At 33.7% G+C, this 21,575-nt stretch carries 16 protein-coding genes; 5 read left to right on the top strand and 11 right to left on the bottom strand.

Annotated elements, in window-relative coordinates:
* Positions 1 to 78: 78 nt before the first annotated feature.
* A complete protein-coding gene (locus ACNQGO_RS05480; RefSeq protein ID WP_417984601.1) occupies positions 79 to 2,256 on the top strand; it encodes a carboxy terminal-processing peptidase in 2,178 nt (725 codons plus the stop codon).
* 224 nt (positions 2,257 to 2,480) lie between these two features.
* Positions 2,481 to 3,341, top strand: a complete 861-nt coding sequence (locus tag ACNQGO_RS05475) for a DNA/RNA non-specific endonuclease (protein WP_417984600.1) — start codon at positions 2,481 to 2,483, stop codon at positions 3,339 to 3,341.
* A 74-nt stretch (positions 3,342 to 3,415) separates the two neighbouring features.
* Here ACNQGO_RS05475 and rodA read toward each other — a convergent pair whose 3' ends face one another.
* The 6 genes from rodA to purH all read right to left on the bottom strand — a co-directional run bounded on the left by rodA (position 3,416) and on the right by purH (position 10,630).
* Positions 3,416 to 4,651, bottom strand: coding sequence for a rod shape-determining protein RodA (rodA, locus tag ACNQGO_RS05470; protein ID WP_417984599.1), 1,236 nt, complete (start codon positions 4,649 to 4,651; stop codon positions 3,416 to 3,418).
* Between the two features lie 5 nt (positions 4,652 to 4,656).
* Positions 4,657 to 6,612, bottom strand: a complete 1,956-nt coding sequence (mrdA, locus tag ACNQGO_RS05465; RefSeq protein WP_417984598.1) for a penicillin-binding protein 2 — start codon at positions 6,610 to 6,612, stop codon at positions 4,657 to 4,659.
* Complete coding sequence (locus tag ACNQGO_RS05460) at positions 6,609 to 7,115, bottom strand: rod shape-determining protein MreD (RefSeq protein ID WP_417968934.1); 507 nt, start codon at positions 7,113 to 7,115, stop codon at positions 6,609 to 6,611. Before ACNQGO_RS05460 ends, mrdA begins: the two co-directional genes overlap by 4 nt.
* Positions 7,108 to 7,932 (bottom strand): rod shape-determining protein MreC, encoded by an 825-nt coding sequence (mreC, locus tag ACNQGO_RS05455; protein ID WP_417968936.1) that lies wholly within the window; start codon positions 7,930 to 7,932, stop codon positions 7,108 to 7,110. The genes ACNQGO_RS05460 and mreC overlap by 8 nt, the downstream gene beginning before the upstream one ends.
* 89 nt (positions 7,933 to 8,021) lie before the next feature.
* Entirely contained in the window at positions 8,022 to 9,050 is a 1,029-nt protein-coding gene (locus ACNQGO_RS05450) for a rod shape-determining protein (RefSeq protein ID WP_114754800.1), read from the bottom strand.
* Between the two features lie 53 nt (positions 9,051 to 9,103).
* On the bottom strand, positions 9,104 to 10,630 hold the full coding sequence (purH, locus tag ACNQGO_RS05445; RefSeq protein WP_417984597.1) for a bifunctional phosphoribosylaminoimidazolecarboxamide formyltransferase/IMP cyclohydrolase: 1,527 nt from the start codon (positions 10,628 to 10,630) through the stop codon (positions 9,104 to 9,106).
* Between the two features lie 197 nt (positions 10,631 to 10,827).
* Between purH and ACNQGO_RS05440 the strand changes: the two genes are divergently transcribed.
* Entirely contained in the window at positions 10,828 to 12,078 is a 1,251-nt protein-coding gene (locus ACNQGO_RS05440) for an ABC transporter permease (protein ID WP_417984596.1), read from the top strand.
* Positions 12,079 to 12,115: 37 nt separating this feature from the next.
* Entirely contained in the window at positions 12,116 to 14,311 is a 2,196-nt protein-coding gene (locus ACNQGO_RS05435; RefSeq protein ID WP_417984595.1) for a TonB-dependent receptor plug domain-containing protein, read from the top strand.
* Positions 14,312 to 14,387: 76 nt separating this feature from the next.
* On the opposite strand, the gene accD is transcribed toward ACNQGO_RS05435, so the two are convergent.
* The 3 genes from accD to tamL all read right to left on the bottom strand — a co-directional run bounded on the left by accD (position 14,388) and on the right by tamL (position 19,027).
* A complete protein-coding gene (accD, locus tag ACNQGO_RS05430; RefSeq protein ID WP_417946220.1) occupies positions 14,388 to 15,242 on the bottom strand; it encodes an acetyl-CoA carboxylase, carboxyltransferase subunit beta in 855 nt (284 codons plus the stop codon).
* 87 nt (positions 15,243 to 15,329) lie between these two features.
* Positions 15,330 to 16,397 carry a class II fructose-bisphosphate aldolase gene (fbaA, locus tag ACNQGO_RS05425; RefSeq protein ID WP_417984594.1) on the bottom strand — a complete coding sequence of 356 codons (1,068 nt, stop codon included), beginning with the start codon at positions 16,395 to 16,397 and terminating at the stop codon, positions 15,330 to 15,332.
* A 62-nt stretch (positions 16,398 to 16,459) separates the two neighbouring features.
* Positions 16,460 to 19,027, bottom strand: a complete 2,568-nt coding sequence (gene tamL / locus ACNQGO_RS05420; RefSeq protein ID WP_417984592.1) for a translocation and assembly module lipoprotein TamL — start codon at positions 19,025 to 19,027, stop codon at positions 16,460 to 16,462.
* Positions 19,028 to 19,064: 37 nt separating this feature from the next.
* Here tamL and ACNQGO_RS05415 point away from each other — a divergent pair, with 37 nt between their 5' ends.
* Positions 19,065 to 19,790: an RNA methyltransferase gene (locus ACNQGO_RS05415; protein ID WP_417984590.1), complete on the top strand. Its 726-nt coding sequence runs from the start codon at positions 19,065 to 19,067 to the stop codon at positions 19,788 to 19,790.
* Positions 19,791 to 19,839: 49 nt separating this feature from the next.
* Here ACNQGO_RS05415 and porT read toward each other — a convergent pair whose 3' ends face one another.
* Positions 19,840 to 20,553 (bottom strand): type IX secretion/gliding motility protein PorT/SprT, encoded by a 714-nt coding sequence (gene porT / locus ACNQGO_RS05410; RefSeq protein WP_417984588.1) that lies wholly within the window; start codon positions 20,551 to 20,553, stop codon positions 19,840 to 19,842.
* A gap of 22 nt (positions 20,554 to 20,575) precedes the next feature.
* Positions 20,576 to 21,307 (bottom strand): bifunctional demethylmenaquinone methyltransferase/2-methoxy-6-polyprenyl-1,4-benzoquinol methylase UbiE, encoded by a 732-nt coding sequence (gene ubiE / locus ACNQGO_RS05405; protein ID WP_417984586.1) that lies wholly within the window; start codon positions 21,305 to 21,307, stop codon positions 20,576 to 20,578.
* Positions 21,308 to 21,575 lie beyond the last annotated feature (268 nt).

The following is a 21,575-nucleotide window of genomic DNA, read 5'->3' as shown; positions in this document are numbered from 1 at the left end:
TTTATATCTTTAACAAAAATTTATGCGAGTTATGCCACCGTTGGCACAGTTTTTACTGTACTTTAGATAAAAAAATTCATGAATACTATTGTTACCTTTATGAAAAGAAATTATAAAATACTTCTAGTTGTTTTAGGCCTATCGGTTACACTATTTGCATTCAAAATGAATGCTACAAAGACAACAGATCCAGAAAAAGATAAGTTACTATTAGAGTTGTTGACTTTTGTTATCGAGAAAGGACATTACAGTCCCTCGACGATTGATGATGCCTTTTCTAAAGGTATTTATAAAGATTATATTCAAGCTTTAGATCCTTCTAAACGTTTCTTTTTGCAATCGGATATTGATGAATTTTCAAAATATGAACTACAATTAGACAATCAGTTGTTGAATAAAGATTTGAGTTTTTTCAATCTTACTTACGATCGTTTGGTGAAACGTATGGAAGAAAGTACTAGAATTTACAATAGTGTATTAAGCAAGCCTTTTGATTATGCTGTGGATGAAAGTTTTAATATCGATTACGAAAAAGCGCCTTATTCCAAAAACGCAGCAGAGCTTAACGATAAGTGGCGCAAGCAAATTAAATTATCTACACTTTCTTCCCTTGTTGATAAGCAAAAACTTGAACAAGACAAAAAGAAAAATGACCCAAAGTATCAAACGAAGTCTTATTATGCTTTAGAAAAAGAAACTAGAGAAAGTTCTAAAAAAGCACTTGATGAATATTTTGGTTTTATCAAAGATTTAGATAGAAATGATTGGTTTTCAGTTTATATTAATTCTATAACCGCTCGTTTTGATCCGCATACCAATTATTTTGCAGCAGAAGAAAAAGAGCGTTTCGATGTAAGTATTAGCGGTAAACTGGAAGGAATTGGTGCTCGTTTACAAAAAAAGAATGACCTTACAGAGATTTCTGAACTTATTTCAGGCGGTCCAGCCTGGAGAGGAAAAGAGTTAGAAGCTGGAGATTTAATTATGAAAGTTGCTCAAGGCAAAAGCGATGCAGTTGATGTAGTTGGAATGCGTCTGGATGATGTTGTAAAGAAAATTAAAGGACCAAAAGGTTCTGAAGTGCGTCTTACAGTTAAAAAAGTAGATGGTACTATTAAAATTATTTCTATCATTAGAGACATCGTTGAAATTGAGGAAACGTATGCCAAGTCTAGCATTGTAAATAAGAACGGATTAAAGTATGGTGTCATTTATTTGCCAAAATTCTACATTGATTTTGAAAATAAAGACGGTAGAGATGCAGGTAAAGATATCGCATTAGAAGTTAGCCGATTGAAAAAAGCTGGAGTCAGTGGTATTGTTCTTGACGTACGTGATGATGGTGGTGGATCGTTGTCAACAGTAGTTGATATTGCCGGATTATTCATAGAACAAGGTCCTATTGTTCAAATAAAATCTGCGGGTATTAGAAAAGAGGTTCTGTATGATCGAGACAAAAAAATTGAGTGGGATGGTCCTTTAGTGATTATGGTAAATAGCTTTTCAGCATCAGCATCAGAAATTCTTGCAGCAGCTATACAAGATTATAAAAGAGGTATAATCATTGGTAGTAAACAAACCTATGGTAAAGGTACGGTTCAAAATGTAATTGATTTAAATCAGTTTGTAAGAAGCAATGCAGTAGGCGACCTTGGAGCTATTAAAACAACTACTCAAAAATTTTATAGAATAAATGGTGGGTCTACACAATTAGAAGGAGTAAGCAGTGATATTGTTATGCCAGATCGTTATACTTATTTAAAAATGGGGGAGCGTGATATTGATAATGCTATGCCTTGGGATAAAATTGATCCTACTGATTATACTATTTGGAACAACAATTCTAATTTTAATCAAGCCATTACAAATAGTAAGAATAGAATTAGTATTAATCCAAACTTTCAATTAATTGAAGAAAATGCAAAATGGATTGATAGTAGAAGTGAAGAGAATGTGTATAGCCTAAACATCGATAAATTTAAAGTTGCTCAAGCGGAAATTGAAGAGAAAGCTAAAAAATACAAACCACTTGTAAACTATAAAAGCACATTGAGTTTTTCTTCTTTACCAAATGAAATGGAGGCAATGAGTAAAGATGCCTCATTAAAAGAAAAAAGAGACAGTTGGCATGAGGCTTTGTCAAAAGATATTTATATGGAGGAAGCAATAAATGTTTTGGATGATTTGCAACCAAGATCAATGTCTGCAAAAGATATACCAGTTAAAATTAAAAAGGATAAATTGGCTAAATCATAAATAGGCATTGTTAAGTAAGTTATAACATTTAGTAAAGCAAAGCGCTCTATAAATTCACTGAGAATTTATGGAGCGTTTTTATTTTGAAATTAGGGTAAATAAACTTTTTGAATAAGTAAATTGATAGTATTAAAAATGAAATTGAAGTTTGGTTTTTGAGAAATGGACGGTCATTCTTAATGTGATATGCGTATTTATAATAGAAATAATTAATAGAATCAAATATGAAATGGAAGTCTTTTGGTAGCGTAGTTATTTTTAGCAGTATTGTTTTATTCGTGTCCTCTTGCAAAAAGGATGAAGTAACAAATCTGTCAAAAGATAATGTGAGTAGTGGTCGCCCTTTCGCTATTGATAGTAGCGCGTTAGACGAATCTAAAACAGAAAGAGCAACAACAAGAGCGTTAGTTTTTGATTTTTTGCCTGTATCTACCACCAATCAAATAGTAAAGCATCAGTATTATTCTTTATCCTATAATGAAGAGTATGAACAAGCAGAATGGGTTGCCTATGAGTTGAAAAGTAGCTATGTTAAAAACAATAATTTCAAACGCCCTTTTTTTATCAAAGACATCAAAGTTAAGACTGGCTCTGCTGATTGGAGAAATTATAAAAAGTCATCTTTAGATAAAGGACATCTTTGTCCAGCAGGTGATATGGAATTTGATGTAAATGGATATAATGATACTTTTTTGACGTCCAACATTGCACCGCAAGAGCATAATTTTAATAATGGAGTATGGAATAGGTTAGAGCAGAAAGTGAGGTATTGGGCAGTTAAATATGATGGTCTTTATGTGGTGACAGGTGGTGTTTTAGAACCTACTTTGGCAACTATTGGTAAAGAGAAAGTGGCTGTTCCTAAACTGTTTTATAAAATAGTGCTCAGAAGATCAGAGAAAAATTGCAAGATGATAGGGTTTTTAATCCCTAATAAAGAAAGTAACGCACCTTTATATCAATTTGTGGTATCGGTAGATGCTATCGAAAAATTAACGGGTATTAATTTTTTTCCAAAATTGAATGACGTACTCGAAAATACATTAGAAAAAGGAAGTAGTTATAAAAACTGGAGTTTTGAGTAATCTAGTTTTAGTTTTCAGTAGTAAGCGTTTGTTCATACCCTAATCGCATTTTTTGTATTTTAAAGAGCTAATTTTTACCATTCGTTTACTTTATTTGCATCCATTTTGATAAAAGTAAATAGTAAAATTGTAAAGCCCCAAAGTCCAGACCCTCCGTAAGAGAAAAACGGAAGTGGAACTCCAATAGTAGGGAAGATGCCTGAAACCATGGCAATATTTACAAAGAAATGGGTAAATAAAATTCCTGCAACGCAGTAGCCATATACCCTGCTGAATTTTGTTTTTTGTCGTTCTGCTAAGTAAATTATTCTGAGCAACAATCCTGCAAATAGCGCCATTACAACTAAGGAACCAGCAAAACCCCATTCTTCGCCTACTGTAGTAAAGATATAATCGGTATGCTGTTCTGGAACAAAGCCTCCTTTGGTTTGAGTGCCCTCGAGGAATCCTTTTCCTAACCATCCGCCTGATCCAATAGCTATTTCAGATTGATTGGTATTGTATCCGGATCCACTCATGTCTACAGATTTCCCCAGTAAGATGTTAAATCGGTCTCTGTGATGTTGCTTGAAAACGTTATCAAAAATATAATCTACAGAAAATACAAAGCCTGATATTAGGACCAAAAGAATACTGCTAACCACTATGTTTCTATCCGCTAATCGGGATTTAAAATGCACTAATACTAAAACAAGTAAGGCAGATAATATTACATATTGTGGTTCTAGAATTAAGGTTAAAACAAATAATAGTACGGTGATAGACCCAGTCCAAACATACCAAGACGGAAGTCCTTCGCGATATAAAACGATAATGAATATGCTATAAATTAAAGCACTTCCTGGATCTGGTTGTGGTAATATAAGTAAAACTGGTAATAAAAGGATTGCAAGTGCCTGTATTTGCCTATTCGTTTCTTTAAGATTTATTTGTGTATCACTTAGAAATTTTGCTAATGCTAATGATGTTGCTGCTTTCGCAAATTCAGATGGTTGTATGGTAAAACTTCCTATTGCATACCAGCAACGCTGTCCTGCAATCGTTTTTCCAAATAAGAATAGTCCTGCCAGTGTTAGCAGGGATATTCCAAATATAATTGTAGCATATTTTTCGTAAAATTTCCCGTCAACTGACAAAACAATAAATATTAAAGGTATGGTTAATACAATAAAAATTAATTGTTTTTCATAGGTATCCTCCATGGAGGAGAGTGACGAGGAATAGATGTTGAGCCATCCCAAAATAACCAATAAAGCATAGATTATAATGCTTATCCAGTCAATATTATTGGCTATGCTTTGGTTTTTCATTTTATTTAAATGGCTTGTTTGTTCGTTTTTGTAGTGTCTATTTTGGCTTTGACTGCAGGAATTGCTGTTTTCTTTTTTTGGAGTGAGTCAGCAATGCGTAGTTGTAATTTTATTGCTTCTGACAATCCCCCTAATTTAGCATAACGACCTTGTAAACTTGTTGCAAGTACTTTTTTTTCTAGATCAACTCTAGTTATTTTTTGAAGAAGGTATTTTTCAATTAGTAAACTGGCAATAGGTCCAGCAATTGCAGACCCGAATCCACCATTTTCAATCATTACAGCAATGGCAATTTTTGGATTTTCCATTGGTGCAAAAGCTACAAAGATAGAATGATCTTCCATTTTTACACGCATCCCGCCAATTTTGGCATAATTTTCTGCAGTACCAGTTTTCCCACAAATAGTAATGCCATCCACTCTTAGCGCACTAGCAGTTCCTAAATTATACACATCAAACAAGCCGCTAATCATAGGTTTGAAATGTTTTTTATCAATAGAGGTAACGTGTTTAGTTGTGAATTTTTCATCAATTTTATGACCTTCTATTCTTTTGATAATATGAGGGGTGTAATAATAGCCTTCATTTGCTACCGTTGCCATCATATTCGCTAATTGAATGGGAGTCATCAGTACTTCCCCTTGACCAATAGCATTAGATATGATCGTTGTTCCTCTCCAGCCGCCATTTGGATACACTTTTTTATATGTTTTTGAATCTGGGATGTTCCCTTTTTTACCTGTAGGTAAATCATAACCCATAAATTGACCCAGACCAAAACTTTTTACGTGATTGGACCAAATGTCTACTGAAATAGCAGGTTTAGCATATTTGCCAATTGTTTTCAAATAGGCATTGGAGAAATAAGCGTTACACGATTTGTAAATTCCATTGTGTAATTGTAGTGGTCCAAATGATTTGCAGTGGCATTTTTGAAAACGACCTCGGCCATAACTAAATCCACCGTTGCAGAAGAAAGTGGTCTGCTCATCGACTACACCTTCCTGCAATGCTATAAGACCAGTAAGTATTTTAAATGGTGATCCTGGAGGATATTCTGCAAGTAATCCACGATCATACAACGGTTTTGCTATGGAGTCGCGGTATAATTGGGTATAGTTTTTAGAGCGCTGTCTTCCGACTAGTATTCCTGGATCATAGGATGGAGCTGTGACTAATGCTAATATTTCACCACTACTGGGTTCAATAGCAACAATCCCACCTCTTTTGTTGATCATTAATTCTTCACCGTATTTTTGGAGTTCGGCATCTAGAGTTAGATTGATATCTTCTCCTTGTACTGCAATGGTGTCGTATTTTCCATTTTTATAGGAACCTATTTCACGGTTAAATTTATCTTTTTGAATGTATTTGACTCCTTTAATTCCGCGTAAAAGATCTTCGTAACTTTCTTCAACTCCCTGTCTTCCTATTAAGTCACCACTATTGTAATACGGATTTTTTGCGACCAGCTTTTCATTTACCTGAGTAATAAAGCCAAACACATTTGCACCAAAAGCCACTTCGTAGTCACGTAAGGAACGTTTTTGAAAATAGAAGCCTTCATACTTTCTTATTTTTTCTTGAAAAGCAGCAAATTCGCTTTTATTCAATTGTGGTAAAAAAACAGACGGTAATCGCGGACTGTAAACTGTAGCTTTCTCAATTTTTTTTATAAAATCTTCTTTGGTGATGTTCAATAATTGACAGAATTCTAAAGTATCGGTGTTTTTTACCTCTCGAGGAATAACCATAATGTCATAGGAAGCTTGATTGGCAACTAATAGCTTTCCCTTTCTGTCATAGATGTAACCGCGTTCTGGATAATCGTATTTTTTTTTAATGGCGTTGTTTTCGGACTTTAGCTTTAAAGTATCGTCAACAATTTGCAAATAAAAGATGCGAACCACAAGCAAAGAGGTTGCTAGAATGATTAAAGAAGGCAACAAGACTTTTCTCATCTTTTGTTTGGCTTAATAAGATAAATGATAATAATACAAATAATTAGTGTAAAAACAGTGCTCAATACAGTTCTAAGTAATACATCAAAAATTAGGCTAAACTGGAAAGCTTCTAATAAAAATAGTGTAAAATGATGTATGACTATTGATAGTAAAATAAACGAGAACCGCTCAGGGGTTAATACGTCATTTAATTTTACCGTTTGATACTCATAACTTAAACCAAATGAGAATTTAAAAATAGAGGTTCTAAAGTAGGCTAGGAGCAAACAGGCAGTTGCATGTATCCCTCCTGAATTACTGAACATGTCCATCATAATACCGAGTAAAAAACTAGCTACCACAAGACCTGTTTTGTTTCCATTGACAGGATACAGTATGATGAATAATAAATATGGAAAAGGACTGATGTAGCCCAAAAAATTCATATTGTTGAATATGATAATTTGAAATGCTAATAATAGAATAAATCGAAAAATATTGACTAACAATGCGCTATTCATCTTTACCCTTTTTTTCTAAATTAGTAATCTCTTCTCGATCTTTATTTTTTATGATGTACACATGGCCTAAGTTGGTCATGTCATTAAACAATCTCACAGTTATCGTGTAATAATTTGTTTGATTGTCTATTTCTATCTTGTCAATTGTTCCAATATTAATATTTTCTGGGAAAATTACAGATTGTCCACCGGTAACAATGGTATCTCCTTTTCGTATCGCAGCTAATCTTGGTACATCGACCAATTGAACGAATCCGGTACTTTTACCGTTCCAAATCAAAGAACCAAAATGATTTGACTTCTTGATTTTGGCATTGATTTGTGATTTTTTGTTTAAGATACTAATGACAGTAGCATAATTAGGAGAAGTGTTTTCAATAATACCAACAATTCCCAAACTGTTTATTACGCCCATATCGGGTTTAATACCTTCTAACTCACCCGAATTTAAAGTTAGATAATTTTCATGTACATTATAGGAGTTATGTATCACTTTTGACACTACAATATCACTTGGTTTAACACCCTTGATACTGTCTAATTTCTGGACTAAAGTGGTGTCTTTACGATTAAATAAAAGATTTTTCAGCTGTGCGTTTTCAAGAGCAAGAGCATCATTTTGTGTTTTTAAATTTAAATACTCGTTTAGAACATTCACCCTTTCATAAACTCCGCCACTTAAAAAATTTGCAGAGCTGATGATTTTGCTCCTGTGGAAAGAATGGGATTGAATGGTGAGGGTTAACGAAACACCCAAAAGCAGCAAAAACAGTAACCGATTACTGTTTTTAAAAATAAAATTAAATATTTGCTGCATTTCTTAGCGGTATAATGTAAATAACTGAATGTATTTTATAAGTCTAAAAATAACGTACTTCTCAAAGTAAGAAAGGAATACCTTAAAAATTACTTAATTAGAATGCTCTTAAATTTTGTAATGTTTTTTAGAGCCATTCCAGTTCCTCTTACAACTGCTCGTAATGGATCTTCAGCGATGTAAACAGGCAAGTCCGTTTTTTGTGAAATTCTTTTGTCAAGACCTCTCAACATAGATCCTCCACCGGCAAGGTAGATTCCGGTGTTGTAGATGTCGGCGGCTAATTCTGGTGGTGTTTGAGATAAAGTTTCCATAACAGCATCCTCAATCCTTTGAATGGATTTGTCTAATGCCTTTGCAATTTCTCTATAAGAAACTTCAACCTGTTTTGGTTTACCAGTAAGTAAATCTCTACCTTGAACAGACATATCCTCTGGAGGAGTTTCTAGATCTTCGATAGCGGCACCAATTTGAATTTTTATTTTTTCAGCGGTACTTTCTCCAACAAAAAGATTGTGTTGTGTACGCATGTAATATACGATATCATTGGTAAAAACATCACCAGCAATTTTTACTGATTTGTCACATACAATTCCACCCAAGGCAATTACTGCAATTTCAGTTGTTCCACCGCCAATATCAACAATCATGTTTCCTTTAGGTTGCATGATGTCAATGCCAATTCCAATAGCGGCTGCCATTGGTTCGTGAATCAAATATACTTCTTTACCATTTACTCTTTCACAAGATTCTTTTACAGCTCTCATTTCCACTTCAGTAATTCCTGAAGGAATACAAACTACCATTCGTAAAGCGGGAGTAAACATTCTCTTTTTTAAAGCGGGTATGCTCTTTATGAACATACTAATCATTTTTTCTGAAGCATCAAAATCAGCAATTACACCATCTTTCAAAGGTCTTATCGTTTTAATGTTTTCATGTGTTTTTCCCTGCATCATATTGGCCTCTTTACCAACAGCGATAATTTTGCCTGAAATTCTATCACGAGCAACTATCGAAGGGCTGTCTATTACAACTTTATCATTATGTATGATTAAAGTATTAGCGGTACCAAGGTCTATCGCGATATCCTCGGTCATGAAATCAAAAAATCCCATAAGTTTTTTAAGGGTTAAAAGTTATAAAATTGTGACGAGCAAAGTTAAACAAATTAATGTTTAAAATGACGAGTTCCTGTAAATACCATAGCAACTTTATTTTCGTTGCAGTAATTAATACTTAATTCGTCTTTTATGGAACCTCCAGGCTGAATTACAGCTGTAATACCCGCTTTTTTCGCGAGTTCTACGCAATCAGGAAAAGGGAAAAATGCATCGCTTGCCATTACAGCACCCTGCAAGTCAAAATGAAAATTTTTAGCTTTTTCTATGGCTTGTTGTAACGCATCAACTCGTGATGTTTGTCCTGTTCCAGAGGCAATAAGAGTCCCGTTTTTTGCAAAAACAATCGTGTTAGATTTGGTGTTTTTACAGATTTTAGAGGCGAAAATTAAATCCTGGATTTCCTGTTCAGTAGGTTCTGTTACTGTAACGGTTTTTAAGTCTTGTTTATTGTCAGTACTATTGTTTCTGTCCTGAACTAAAATTCCGTTTAAGCACGTACGAACTTGTTTTTGTGGTAATGCTACTTCATTTTGAACCAAAATTATTCGGTTTTTCTTTTCTTGTAAAATAACTATGGCCTCTTCATCATATTTGGGAGCAATTACCACTTCGCAAAATAATTTATTTATTTCTGCCGCAGTAGTAACATCAATTGTTGTATTTGAAATTAAAACTCCTCCAAAAGCAGATGTTGGATCGCAAGATAAAGCCGCAGCATAGGCATCGCTAATTGAAGTTCTGGTAGCCAAACCGCAAGCGTTGTTGTGTTTTAAAATGGCAAAAGTTGGGCCATCATTTTTAAATTCAGCAATTAAATTTACCGCAGCATCTACATCTAGTAAATTGTTATACGACAATTCTTTTCCATGAATTTTTTTAAACATGGCATCAAAATCACCAAAGAAAAAGCCTTTTTGATGTGGATTTTCACCATATCTTAGAACTTGACCATCAGCAATACTTTCTTTGTAAATTGTTTCGTCGGTATTGAAGTAGTTAAAAATGGCAGCGTCATAATGAGAAGAAACATGAAATGCTTTAGTAGCCAATAATTTTCTGTTTTCTAGTGTTGTAGCTCCGTTTTGGGTTGTAATTAAATCTAAAAGCAAGCCGTATTGATCTACCGAAGCTACAATTACAGTGTCCTTGAAGTTTTTTGCAGCAGCACGAATTAAAGAAATTCCGCCAATATCGATTTTTTCAATAATATCAGCTTCGCTTGCGCCCGAGGCAACTGTTTTTTCAAAAGGGTACAAGTCAACAATTACTAAGTCAATTTGTGGAATGTCAAATTCGATCATTTGCTGCACATCACTCTCGTTGTCTTGGCGGTTTAGTATTCCGCCAAAAACTTTTGGGTGTAATGTTTTAACTCTACCACCAAGAATAGAAGGGTAAGAAGTGACATCTTCGACAGGAATTACAGGAATTCCTAAATTTTTTATAAAATCCTCTGTTCCTCCTGTAGAATAAAGTGTAACATTTTGACTGTTTAGTTGTCTTACTATAGGTTCTAATCCTTCTTTTGAAAAGACAGAGATTAATGCCGATTGAATTTTTTTTGTTGTGTTCATTATGTAGTTATAGTTATAAAATGCAAAAATAGTTTTTTAATGTGAAAATAAAGCCATTTGAAAATGAGATAATAGTGATTTTTCATCCCTATTTTTGAGTAAAGATATAATAATTGACTCGGTCAGCAACGAATACATTTTCCATTAGGATTTTGAATCCTATTTATTGAATTTTACTTTAATATAAAAAATAATTTATGATAGTTTACTTTCGATTATTAAAAGAGAGTTTGGGTTTTGCTATGAATGCATTGCGAAACAATAAGTTAAGGACTTTACTTTCTTTGTTAGGAGTTACGATTGGAATTTTTTCTATTATAGCGGTTCTAGCTGCTGTAGATTCCTTGGATAGAAAAATTACTAAAGATTTGAGTAGCTTGGATAAAAACACGATTTACTTGATTAAATTTTCTTTTGGACCTTCCGAAATTCCACAATGGAAGCGAGAACAATTTCCAAATATAAAGTATGACGAGTACACTTATTTAAAAGGCGCTATGACCAATACTGATGAAATGGCGTTTCAAATATTCACCCGCAGAGAATCTATAAAATTTGATTCTAAAACGGTAAGCGACATCAATATTGTGCCATCTTCACATGAATTTATCGACATTCAAGGCTTAGAATTTGAAACTGGCAGATTTTACAATGAATCAGAAGCAAATTCGGGAAGTTCAGTTATTGTACTAGGAAATGAAATTGCAAAATCATTGTTTGAGGGCGCGGAACCCATAGGTAAGAATGTTCGTTTGTATGGCAAACGTTTTACCGTAATTGGTGTTTTGAAAAAAGAAGGAGCTGGTTTATTTGGGGATAGTAATGATACGACCGCTTATATTCCAGTCAATTTTGTACGTCAATTGTATGGAGATAATAATGATTCTTTAACAAATGCAATAATAATTAAACCAGAAAAGGGAGTAGATATGGACGCTTTTAAAAGTGAATTATCTCAAAAATTAAGAGGATATAGAGGTTTGAAAGCTGGAGAAATTGATAATTTTTTTATAAATGTTTTTTCTGGATTTACAGATTTGATAGATGGGATTCTGGGTCAAATGAATGTTGTGGGCTGGATTATTAGCGGTTTTTCACTTTTAGTTGGTGGTTTTGGAATTGCCAATATCATGTTTGTTTCCGTGAAAGAGCGAACAAATTTAATTGGGATTCAAAAATCACTAGGTGCCAAAAACAGATTTATATTGTTTCAGTTCTTGTTTGAAGCTATAATATTGTCCGTAATTGGTGGAATAATTGGTCTTTTACTAGTTTGGATTATCTCTCTTATTTTGACCAATGCATTGGATTTTGAGTTTGTTTTAAGTGCGGGAAATATTATTCTAGGAACAGGATTGGCCGCAATAATTGGATTAATATCGGGAATATTGCCAGCTATTTCTGCTTCAAAACTAGACCCTGTTGAAGCAATTAGAACAGGGATGTAATAACAGTTGATCTTTCATCTTTTACTCATTTTTTAGTTTGATAAAAAAAGTCATCTTTCTTAGCATGTTAGTGCTCTCGTTTTCTGGATACGCACAAAATCAGAGGGATACTACCCAGCTTGCTGATGTTGTCTTGACGTACAAAGTGCCTGTTCCAATAGTTTCATTGCCGTTTCAAGTAGTGGTAATCTCTGCTGCACAAATGGATTTTCAAAATTTTCAAAGTACCGCAGATGTTTTGTCCAACTCGGGCTCATTATTTGTTCAAAAATCGCAACAAGGTGGTGGGAGTCCTTCCATTCGCGGCTTTGAGGCCAGTAGGGTTTTGTTATTAGTGGATGGTGTTCGTATGAATAATTTGATATTTAGAGCTGGACATCTTCAAAACGTTATTACAGTCGATGAGAGTATGCTTGATAATGTAGGTATTTTTTATGGTCCTGCTTCTACATTATTTGGTAGTGATGCACTTGGTGGTGCCGTTAGCATGACAACAAAAAAAGCAAAGTTTTTAGATGAAGTCCAGAACAAATGGACAGGAGCTGTAAATATGCGTTACAGTACGATTAATCAAGAGCAATCTATTGCTTTAAATTTGAATTATGCTTCCAAAAAATTTGCCGCTTTGACTCTAGTTTCGTTTAATGATTTTGGAGATTTAAAAATGGGAAAAAATAAAAATCACAAGGAAGATTTTTTTGGAGAACGCCCATTTTTTGTTGCGACAATAAATAGCTTGGATCAGTTGGTTGCGAATAAAGATAAATACGTTCAAAAAAACACAGCATTCAAGCAATACAATCTCATGCAAAAATTAAGCTATAAAACAAATTTAGGTTTTGAGCATGGTTTGAATTTACAATTTTCGACATCAACAGATATTCCTCGTTACGATCGATTGACAGAAACGGATCCGTCAACAGGTTTAAGGCATGCGCAATGGTATTATGGTCCACAAGAGCGAGTATTGGGAATTTATTCTTTGAATAAGAAAAAAGCTTTTATTTCTAGCGACTTGAAACTAACTGTTGCTTTTCAAAATGTAAAGGAAAGCAGGCACAACAGAAGGTTTGGAAACTATAATTTACAAAGTAGAGAAGAAGAAGTGAAAATGTATTCTGTTGCAGTAGACTTGACTAGGAAATTTAAAAGCGGGGAGTTGTTTTACGGATTAGAATCGTATTATGAAAACTTGAATTCTTCAGCACATTCTACTAATATAAACACTGGCTCAAAAAATTCAATCAGTACACGATATCCCAATGGAGATAATGCAATGTTGCGAAACGAAATCTATATTTCCTATAATGATAAAATAGCCGACAACACATTCTGGAATTTAGGCGCTCGTGTTGGTAATACTGCTCTAAAAAGTACTATTGCTGATAATTCTTTTTTTTCATTACCATTTTCGAAAATAGAGCAGAATAATTTCACGTATAGCGGTACTATAGGAATTGTTAAAAATACATCAGAGCATTGTGCTTTAAAGGCGAATGTATCTAGCGGATTTAGAGTTCCAAACATTGACGACTTAGCCAAAGTTTTCGAATCAGTACAAGGAACGCTTATAGTTCCTAATTCAAAATTGAAACCAGAAAAAACTGTTACTGCTGATATCGGGATTGTTATGCAAACTAATTCTAAAAAAATAAAATTTGAAAACACGTATTTCTATACCAGAATGTACAATGCTATTGCAACATCCCCATTTCAATATGAGGGGCAAAGCGTGATTTTATATGATGGAACATTAAGTAAGGTTTTTGCCAATCAAAATAAGGGAAAAGCTTTTATTACAGGATTGTCCACTAAATTTAGTGCGATGGTTGTATCAAAAGTAAAGGTCGATGCTAATTTTAATTATAATTTGGGTAGAATTATTGAAGAAGGTGCGCCACAAGCTCCATTAGATCATATAGCGCCTTTTTTTGGGAAAATTGGTATTCTGTATGCGAATTCTAGGGCAAGCATAGAAGCATACTTGCTGTACAATGGTAAGAAAAAAAGAAGTGATTATTCTTCAAGTGGTGAAGATAATTTGCAATATGCACCGGTTAACGGAATGCCAGCTTGGGAAACCTACAACGTAAAAACTAGTGTTGAAGTGTATCACAATGCTACCTTATTTGCAGGTGTCGAAAATATTTTAGATACTCAATACCGTACATTTTCGTCAGGAATTAATGCGCCCGGAAGAAATATATATGGGGGATTTCGATACAACTTTTAAAAAAAAGTATTCCTTAAAATAAAAAACTCCTGTTTACTAATGCAAACAGGAATTTTTATTTTATGAAGATCGGCATTTATCTAATGGTGTTGTTTTGAATTAAATCAATATACAAGTTGATCTTATCTTTTAGTTCCTTTCGCGGAGTAATAAAGTCTAAGAAACCATGCTCAAGTAAGAACTCAGCAGTCTGAAAACCTTCTGGTAAATCTTTACCGGTTGTGTCTCGTACTACTCGCGGGCCAGCAAATCCAATTAATGCCCCTGGTTCGGCAATGTTAATATCGCCCAGCATCGCGTAAGAGGCAGTTGTACCTCCAGTTGTCGGATCTGTACATAGTGAAATGTAAGGAAGTTTTGCTTCGGCAAGTTGTGCTAACTTAACAGATGTTTTGGCTAATTGCATTAAGGAATAAGCAGCTTCCATCATTCTGGCGCCACCTGATTTTGAAATCATCACAAAAGGCAAGTTGTTTTTAATTGCGTGATCAATTCCTCGTGCGATTTTTTCTCCAACTACAGCTCCCATAGAACCACCGATAAAAGCAAAATCCATACAGCAAATCACCAATTCTTTCCCTTTTGATTTTCCAACTCCAGTGCGTACAGCATCTTTAAGTTTGGTTTTTTCCATCACATCTTTCAATCGATCTGCATATTTTTTTGTGTCCACAAAATGCAAAGGATCTTTAGAGGTCATGTTTTTATCAAGTTCAACAAATTCATTGTTGTCAAATAAAATTTGAAAATATTCAGTACTTCCAATTCGAACATGAAAACCATCTTCGGGACTTACAAATAAGTTACGCGCTAGTTCATCAGCATCGATAATTTTTCCAGTTGGAGATTTGTACCAAAGTCCTTTTGGAATGTCCATTTTGTCTTCGGTAGCAGTAGTAATCCCTTTTTCTTTTCTCTTAAACCAAGCCATATCCCTAATTATTATAAATTATAAATTTTGAATTATAAATTATTCCATAGTAGAATTTAAAATTTATAACTCAAAATTTAAAATAGTTTAAAGTGTATTTACGTTATTTAAATCTGCAAATGCTTGCTCCAATCTTGTATTGAAAGTGATTTCACTTTCACGCAACCATTTTCTTGGATCGTAATGTTTTTTATTAGGAACATCGGCACCTTCTGGGTTTCCAATTTGAGTTTTTAAGTACTCAATATTTTTCACCATATAATCACGAATACCTTCTGTAAATGCAAATTGCAAGTCGGTATCAATATTCATTTTTATAACTCCGTAGCTAATGCCTTCTCTAATTTCTTCAAGTGTTGAACCAGATCCACCATGGAAAACGAAATCTACTGGATTGTGACCAGTATTGAATTTATTTTGAACAAAATCTTGAGAGTTTTTCAAAATTTTCGGTGTCAATTTTACATTTCCTGGTTTGTATACTCCGTGTACGTTTCCAAAAGCGGCTGCAATTGTAAAACGAGGGCTTATTTTAGAAAGTTCTTCGTATGCGTATGCAACTTCTTCAGGTTGTGTGTATAATTTTGAACTATCAACATCAGAGTTGTCTACGCCATCTTCTTCACCACCTGTAATCCCTAGTTCAATTTCAAGAGTCATACCCATTTTGCTCATTCGCTCTAAATAGCCTTTGCAAATTTCGATGTTTTCTTCAATTGGCTCCTCAGATAAATCAATCATATGTGATGAATATAAAGGTTTTCCAGTTTTAGCAAAATGTGCTTCTGAAGCGTCTAATAATCCATCAATCCAAGGCAATAGTTTTTTTGCACAGTGATCAGTATGTAAAATCACGGTTGCTCCGTAAGCTTCCGCCAAGGTATGAATGTGTAATGCACCTGCTATGCCGCCTGCTATTGCAGCTTTTTCGCCAGCATTAGAAAGTCCTTTTCCAGCGTTGAATTGTGCTCCGCCATTCGAAAACTGAATGATAACTGGTGCGTTTAATTTTGCTGCAGTTTCAAGGACACAATTAACGGTGTTCGATCCGGTAACATTTACTGCTGGAAGTGCAAATCCTTTTTCTTTAGCATAATTAAAAATTTCTTGAACTTGATCTCCAGTTGCTACTCCAGGTTTTATATTGTGTGCCATTGTACTTTTTTTAGTTGTTTTTTATTAGTTTTTAGTTGTGCAAAAATAAGAATTAATTAGCATTAGAAGGGGTAATTTATTCCAAAATTTAAAACCGAGTTGGCAAAGTTGTAATCTCTAAACCATCTTTTGTTGATTTCATCAGCAGGATTGTAGGTTTTAAATCCAAAATCAAAACGTATTACAAAAAAGCTCAAGTCGTATCTGAGCCCAAATCCTGTTCCCAAGGCAATGTCTTTTAAATCTTTGAATTGGGTGAAAGTAGATTTTTCATCTTCAACATTATCTAATACGTTCCATATGTTTCCTGCATCTGCAAAAAGAGCTCCTTTCAAACTGCCTAATATCTTAAATCGAAATTCTGCACTAATCGCAATTTTCATATTGGCTTCATTAAAATCATCTAAAGCACCACTGCTTCCTGGTCCTAAACCATAAGGTTGCCAAGCTCTGTTGTCATTAGATCCGCCCGAAAAATAACTTCTGGAGAACGGTACATAATCAGAGTTGCCAAAAGGGATTGCTATGCCAAAAAAAGATCTAAAGGCTACTATTTTTTCTTTGGATAAATCCCAATGTTTGATGTAATCAAATTCTGTTTTGATGTATTCAGAATATTCTAAATTGAAAATCTCATAATTTCCATTAGAGTTTTTCTTTTGATTGGTTGTGGATGCAACAGCTGTTAAAACAGTTCCTGCCGATTCTATTTTGGTCTTAAAAAGATAAAAATTGTTGTCTGTTAAATCCTTTTTTGTCGTTTTTGAAAAAGTAAAACTGGTAGCCAAAATGAAGTCATTTTCTGTAAGTCGGAGTCTTCGTTCCTCAATACTTTTTACAGCTTGAAAATCTTCCAGCTCTAGTGGTTTCAAGAAATTGGCATTGCCAGTCAGCACATCGTTAGTGAACCCATCAGTTCCTTCTTCAATTAGTAAATCTTGGTCAATGCTATTGTTGTAATAAGATGAATTGGTATTGTATTCTTTGCTAATTTCGTTCAACGCATTATAACTAGAACCGTATACATTAAAGTAATTCTGCGGGTTTAGGTTGCGCACAAACTGTGTGTTGAACAAATCAAATCGGGCAGTTGAGTTTCTAGTCGGGGTCCAATTGTAGGATAAAGTACTAGTGAAATTTTCTTTGTCTAAACCAATATTTTGTTGTTTTGCAAAACCCAATGTGATTAACGTTGACGGAATCATACTTTTTGGAATAATTTTTTCAGTACTGAACGGCATGAAAATCCTAGGAATGTTCAGTTTTAAATCTAACCCATACTCTGAAACATTAAAGAAATTATTATTAGGATTAGCTAATTTTCTAGAAGATCCAATATTTCCTCTTACAGCAAGTTCTAGTGTTTCTGCACCATTAAATATATTTCGTACCGTTTCTGACACGCTAACTCCAATACCAAAATTTTGTATGTTAGAGTGGGTAACATCTAAATTGGTGCCGAAACTATATTTTTTTCGAGGGGTCAAATACACTTTTGCAATTAAGGATTGTGCAGTTGTGTCTCTTGGGTCAACTTCATATTGTATCGATGGGTAATTAAAGATTTTGAGATTGTTTAAATAACGGGTGGTAAGTACCGTTTTATAATCTGCAAACAAGCCGCCTTTGGTAATGAAGATCGCATTTGTAATAGCTTTTGGTTTGTATTTTAATTTATCTTGGCTGTATAAGTTAAAGTTTTTATAGGTAGTACTATCTGTGATTTTTTGGTTATTGGTGCTTGAAGAATAATCCGTGTATATATTTACATCACTTATTTTGTAAATTTTAAAGGGTTCTGTTCTGCTCGAATCTTGCTGCTGGTAGGAGTAATTTGCAATTCTCAAATTGATGTTGGCCTGATTCACTTTCTTAATGGTGTCTATGTCAAAGGTCACATAATTAGGCTGAAAATAATAAACACCGTTGTTTCTAAAATGAGTGTTAATACGATTTTTTTCATTGTCAAAATCTTCTGTTTTGTATTGATTCCTAGACTTTATGAAGGTATTAGATTTGTTGGTTTCATATAAAGAATCTAACGCTGGGGTCAAAATAGTAGTTTTTAAGGAATCTAAAAAATAGGCATTTCCAGATGTAATAGCATATTTTATTCTCCCTTTTTTGACACTCAACGTGTCAATTTTATAGGAAGCATCCACATTAAAAAAGCCATTATTAAAATAATAATATTTGAGGCGCAAAAGGGATTTGTCGGCCCTGTCTTTATCAATAATAACGGGTGGTTCTCCAGTTTTTTTTAGGAAATCATGAATTCCGTAATACCAGAATGATTTGCCAAGTCTGTTTACTTGCTTTTCAGACAACCATTTTGATTTTCTTCTAAATTTTTCTGGATTATTTGTAAATTTAGCTTGATACGTAGAGTCCGGATTTAGATTGGCAAGATTATACAGATTCAATCGCAAACGATAGCCTAATAAAGTACTGTTTGGTTTTTGATACAGTTGATTAAAAACAGTTTCGTCCTTAATTTTTTTGTCATTTACGGCAATCTCGTTTTTAGTAAGCAGCAATTTCCCCTCTGGAACTCTTTTTACAGCGTTACAAGCGCAAATTAGTATTGCAATTAGAATAAATGCAGTTATTTTTGTAGAAGTTTTTTTCAAGTGTTCTAGAATATTTAATCCAAAAGTACATTATTTTATGGTTAGTAAAAACCAAATAAAGCTTATAACGAGTTTGCAGCAAAAAAAATATAGAATTGCCAATAAATTATTTTTTGCCGAAGGCGTAAAAGGGATTCAAGAGTTATTATCTTCTAATTTTGTACTAGAACATTTGTATACGATCCAGCATGATTTTGAAGAAGTGGCAATGTTTAAAAAAACGATTATTCAAGAAAGTGATTTAAAAAAAATAAGTGCATTAGCAACCCCAAATACCTGTTTGGGAGTTTTTAAGATGCCTCAAGAAGAATCAATTACAACAACTGGATTAATCCTTGCGCTCGATACTATTCGTGATCCAGGAAATTTAGGAACTATTTTGAGATTGTGTGATTGGTTTGGCGTGAAGCAGATTCTATGTTCTAAGGAGACTGTCGATATTTATAATCCAAAAGTAGTTCAAGCTACTATGGGTTCTATCGGTAGGGTCAATGTGAATTACATTGATTTAGAGCATTTTATTGCTGAGTCGAAATTGCCCGTTTTTGGTACTTTTATGGACGGAGATAATATTTACAAATCGGCTTTGCCCAACGAGGGAATACTAATTATGGGGAATGAGGCCAATGGAATATCGGTTGAATTAGAAAAATTGGTACAAAACCGACTGACGATTCCTCGTTTTGGAGCAGTTCAAAAAACGGAAAGTCTTAATGTCGCTACGGCAACTGCCATTGTATTGAGTGAGTTTTGTCGGAGCTAAAATTTATTTTAATGCCATTTAAAGTCTCAAATAATATTTTTAAAGGACTTTAATGGAACGTGAAATTAATGAACACAGCACGAGTTTTCAAAGATTCTATATTGCTGGTCCAGGGACTATTTGGGTCTTTGTCCCTAATTAATTCATCATTCATACCAAAAACACCTCTGATTGATGGTGAAAATATGAAATATTCAGAGAAAAGATCAATTCCTAAACCCAATTCATAATTGGTTGTCCATGATTTTACTCGAAATCGTTGTTCTAGATTGTCGTCAATTAATTTAGAATTACTAGATAAATTTAATGTTGCAGATACACCTCCTAGCGCATACGGTCGAATATTTCCGGTACGCAAAGAGGAGAATTTCAACAATAAAGGAAAGTGTATGTTAGTGCTATTTACCTCTCTTAACGCATCACTATTTTTTGTAAAAGCTGAATTTGGAGGATAATACAAATCTCTTTTTGTGTAATACAAACCAGGTTCAAATCGTAAATTAATGTATTCTTGAAGTTTTAAATCGCCTACGATTCCTACGTTAAATCCGGTAGTTTTTTTAATGAGAATATCAGGTCCTACTGTTTTGTAATCAATTTTGAAATCATAGGAATTGAATCCGAGGTAAAATCCATAGTATACTCTCTTTTTTTGAAAATTTTCCAAATTAATAATGGGGTCTTTGCTAAATATGTTTTTAGAATTTTGTGTGTATCCTTTTATTACAAAAGCAAAAAACAGTAAGACAATTAATTTTTTCATATTTATGCTGAAATCTTCAATATTATTTTTTAGAAGCAGAGTAAATGGTAGCAACACCAAAAGTTTGCGGTAAGGCTACGACATCTATAAACCCAATTTTTCTTAAAATATTGTTCAAAGCTTCTCCATATGGAAACGCTGCAGCAGATTCTGATAAATAGCCATAGGCAACAGTATCTTTTGAAAAGATCTTGCCAATTATAGGAAGTATGTTTTTACTGTAAAAATTGTAGCCTTGTTTATAAGGTGTTTTGTCTGGGACAGAAGTTTCTAGAATTACAAATACGCCATTTGGTTTCAAAACTCTTAAGATTTCAGCCAAACCTTTTTCTAAAGTTTCAAAATTACGTACGCCAAATGCAACAGTAATTGCGTCAAAGTAGTTGTCCTCAAAAGGCATGTTTTCAGAATCACCCAAAATCATTTCGATGGTGTTAGAAAGGTTTTTTGAAGCTATTTTTTTTACGCCTACCTCTAGCATACCAGCAGAGATATCTAAACCAATAATTTTTTCTGCTTTTGTCTGCGCCATCAATATTGCCAAATCACCTGTTCCTGTTGCAATATCAAGAATTATCTTTGGATTTGATTTCGCAACCATATGCAATACTTTTTTACGCCATTTGATATCAATACCAAAAGAAATGACACGATTTAGATTGTCATAATTTCCAGAAATGGTGTCAAACATTTGTGCGACTTGTTCTTTTTTACCGAGGGCTGAATCTTTATAGGGCGTTATTTTCTCTGACATTATTTTAGTTTGTGCAAATATAATACAATCTTAATGAACTTAAAATGAGTTTCAAAAAATTGAGACAAGTTTATCTCTAGTCAAAAAAAGATGAATGTGATGTTAATTTTCATTTTAATTGAAATATCACTAAAAGTGGGTATTGCGTTAAAGGATTTAATTGTACAAATTTGTAATTCAGGAAAATAACCATATTAAATGATTAAAAGAGAATTGATCAACCAAATCAAGTGGATAATTCTAGCGTTTTTTATCTCATTTGTTCTTG

The sequence above is a fragment of the Flavobacterium frigidum genome, assembly GCF_048286735.1.
GTDB lineage: Bacteria > Bacteroidota > Bacteroidia > Flavobacteriales > Flavobacteriaceae > Flavobacterium.
Note: the sequence above shows the minus strand (reverse complement) of the source record. Positions and strands in the feature narration are given on the sequence as shown.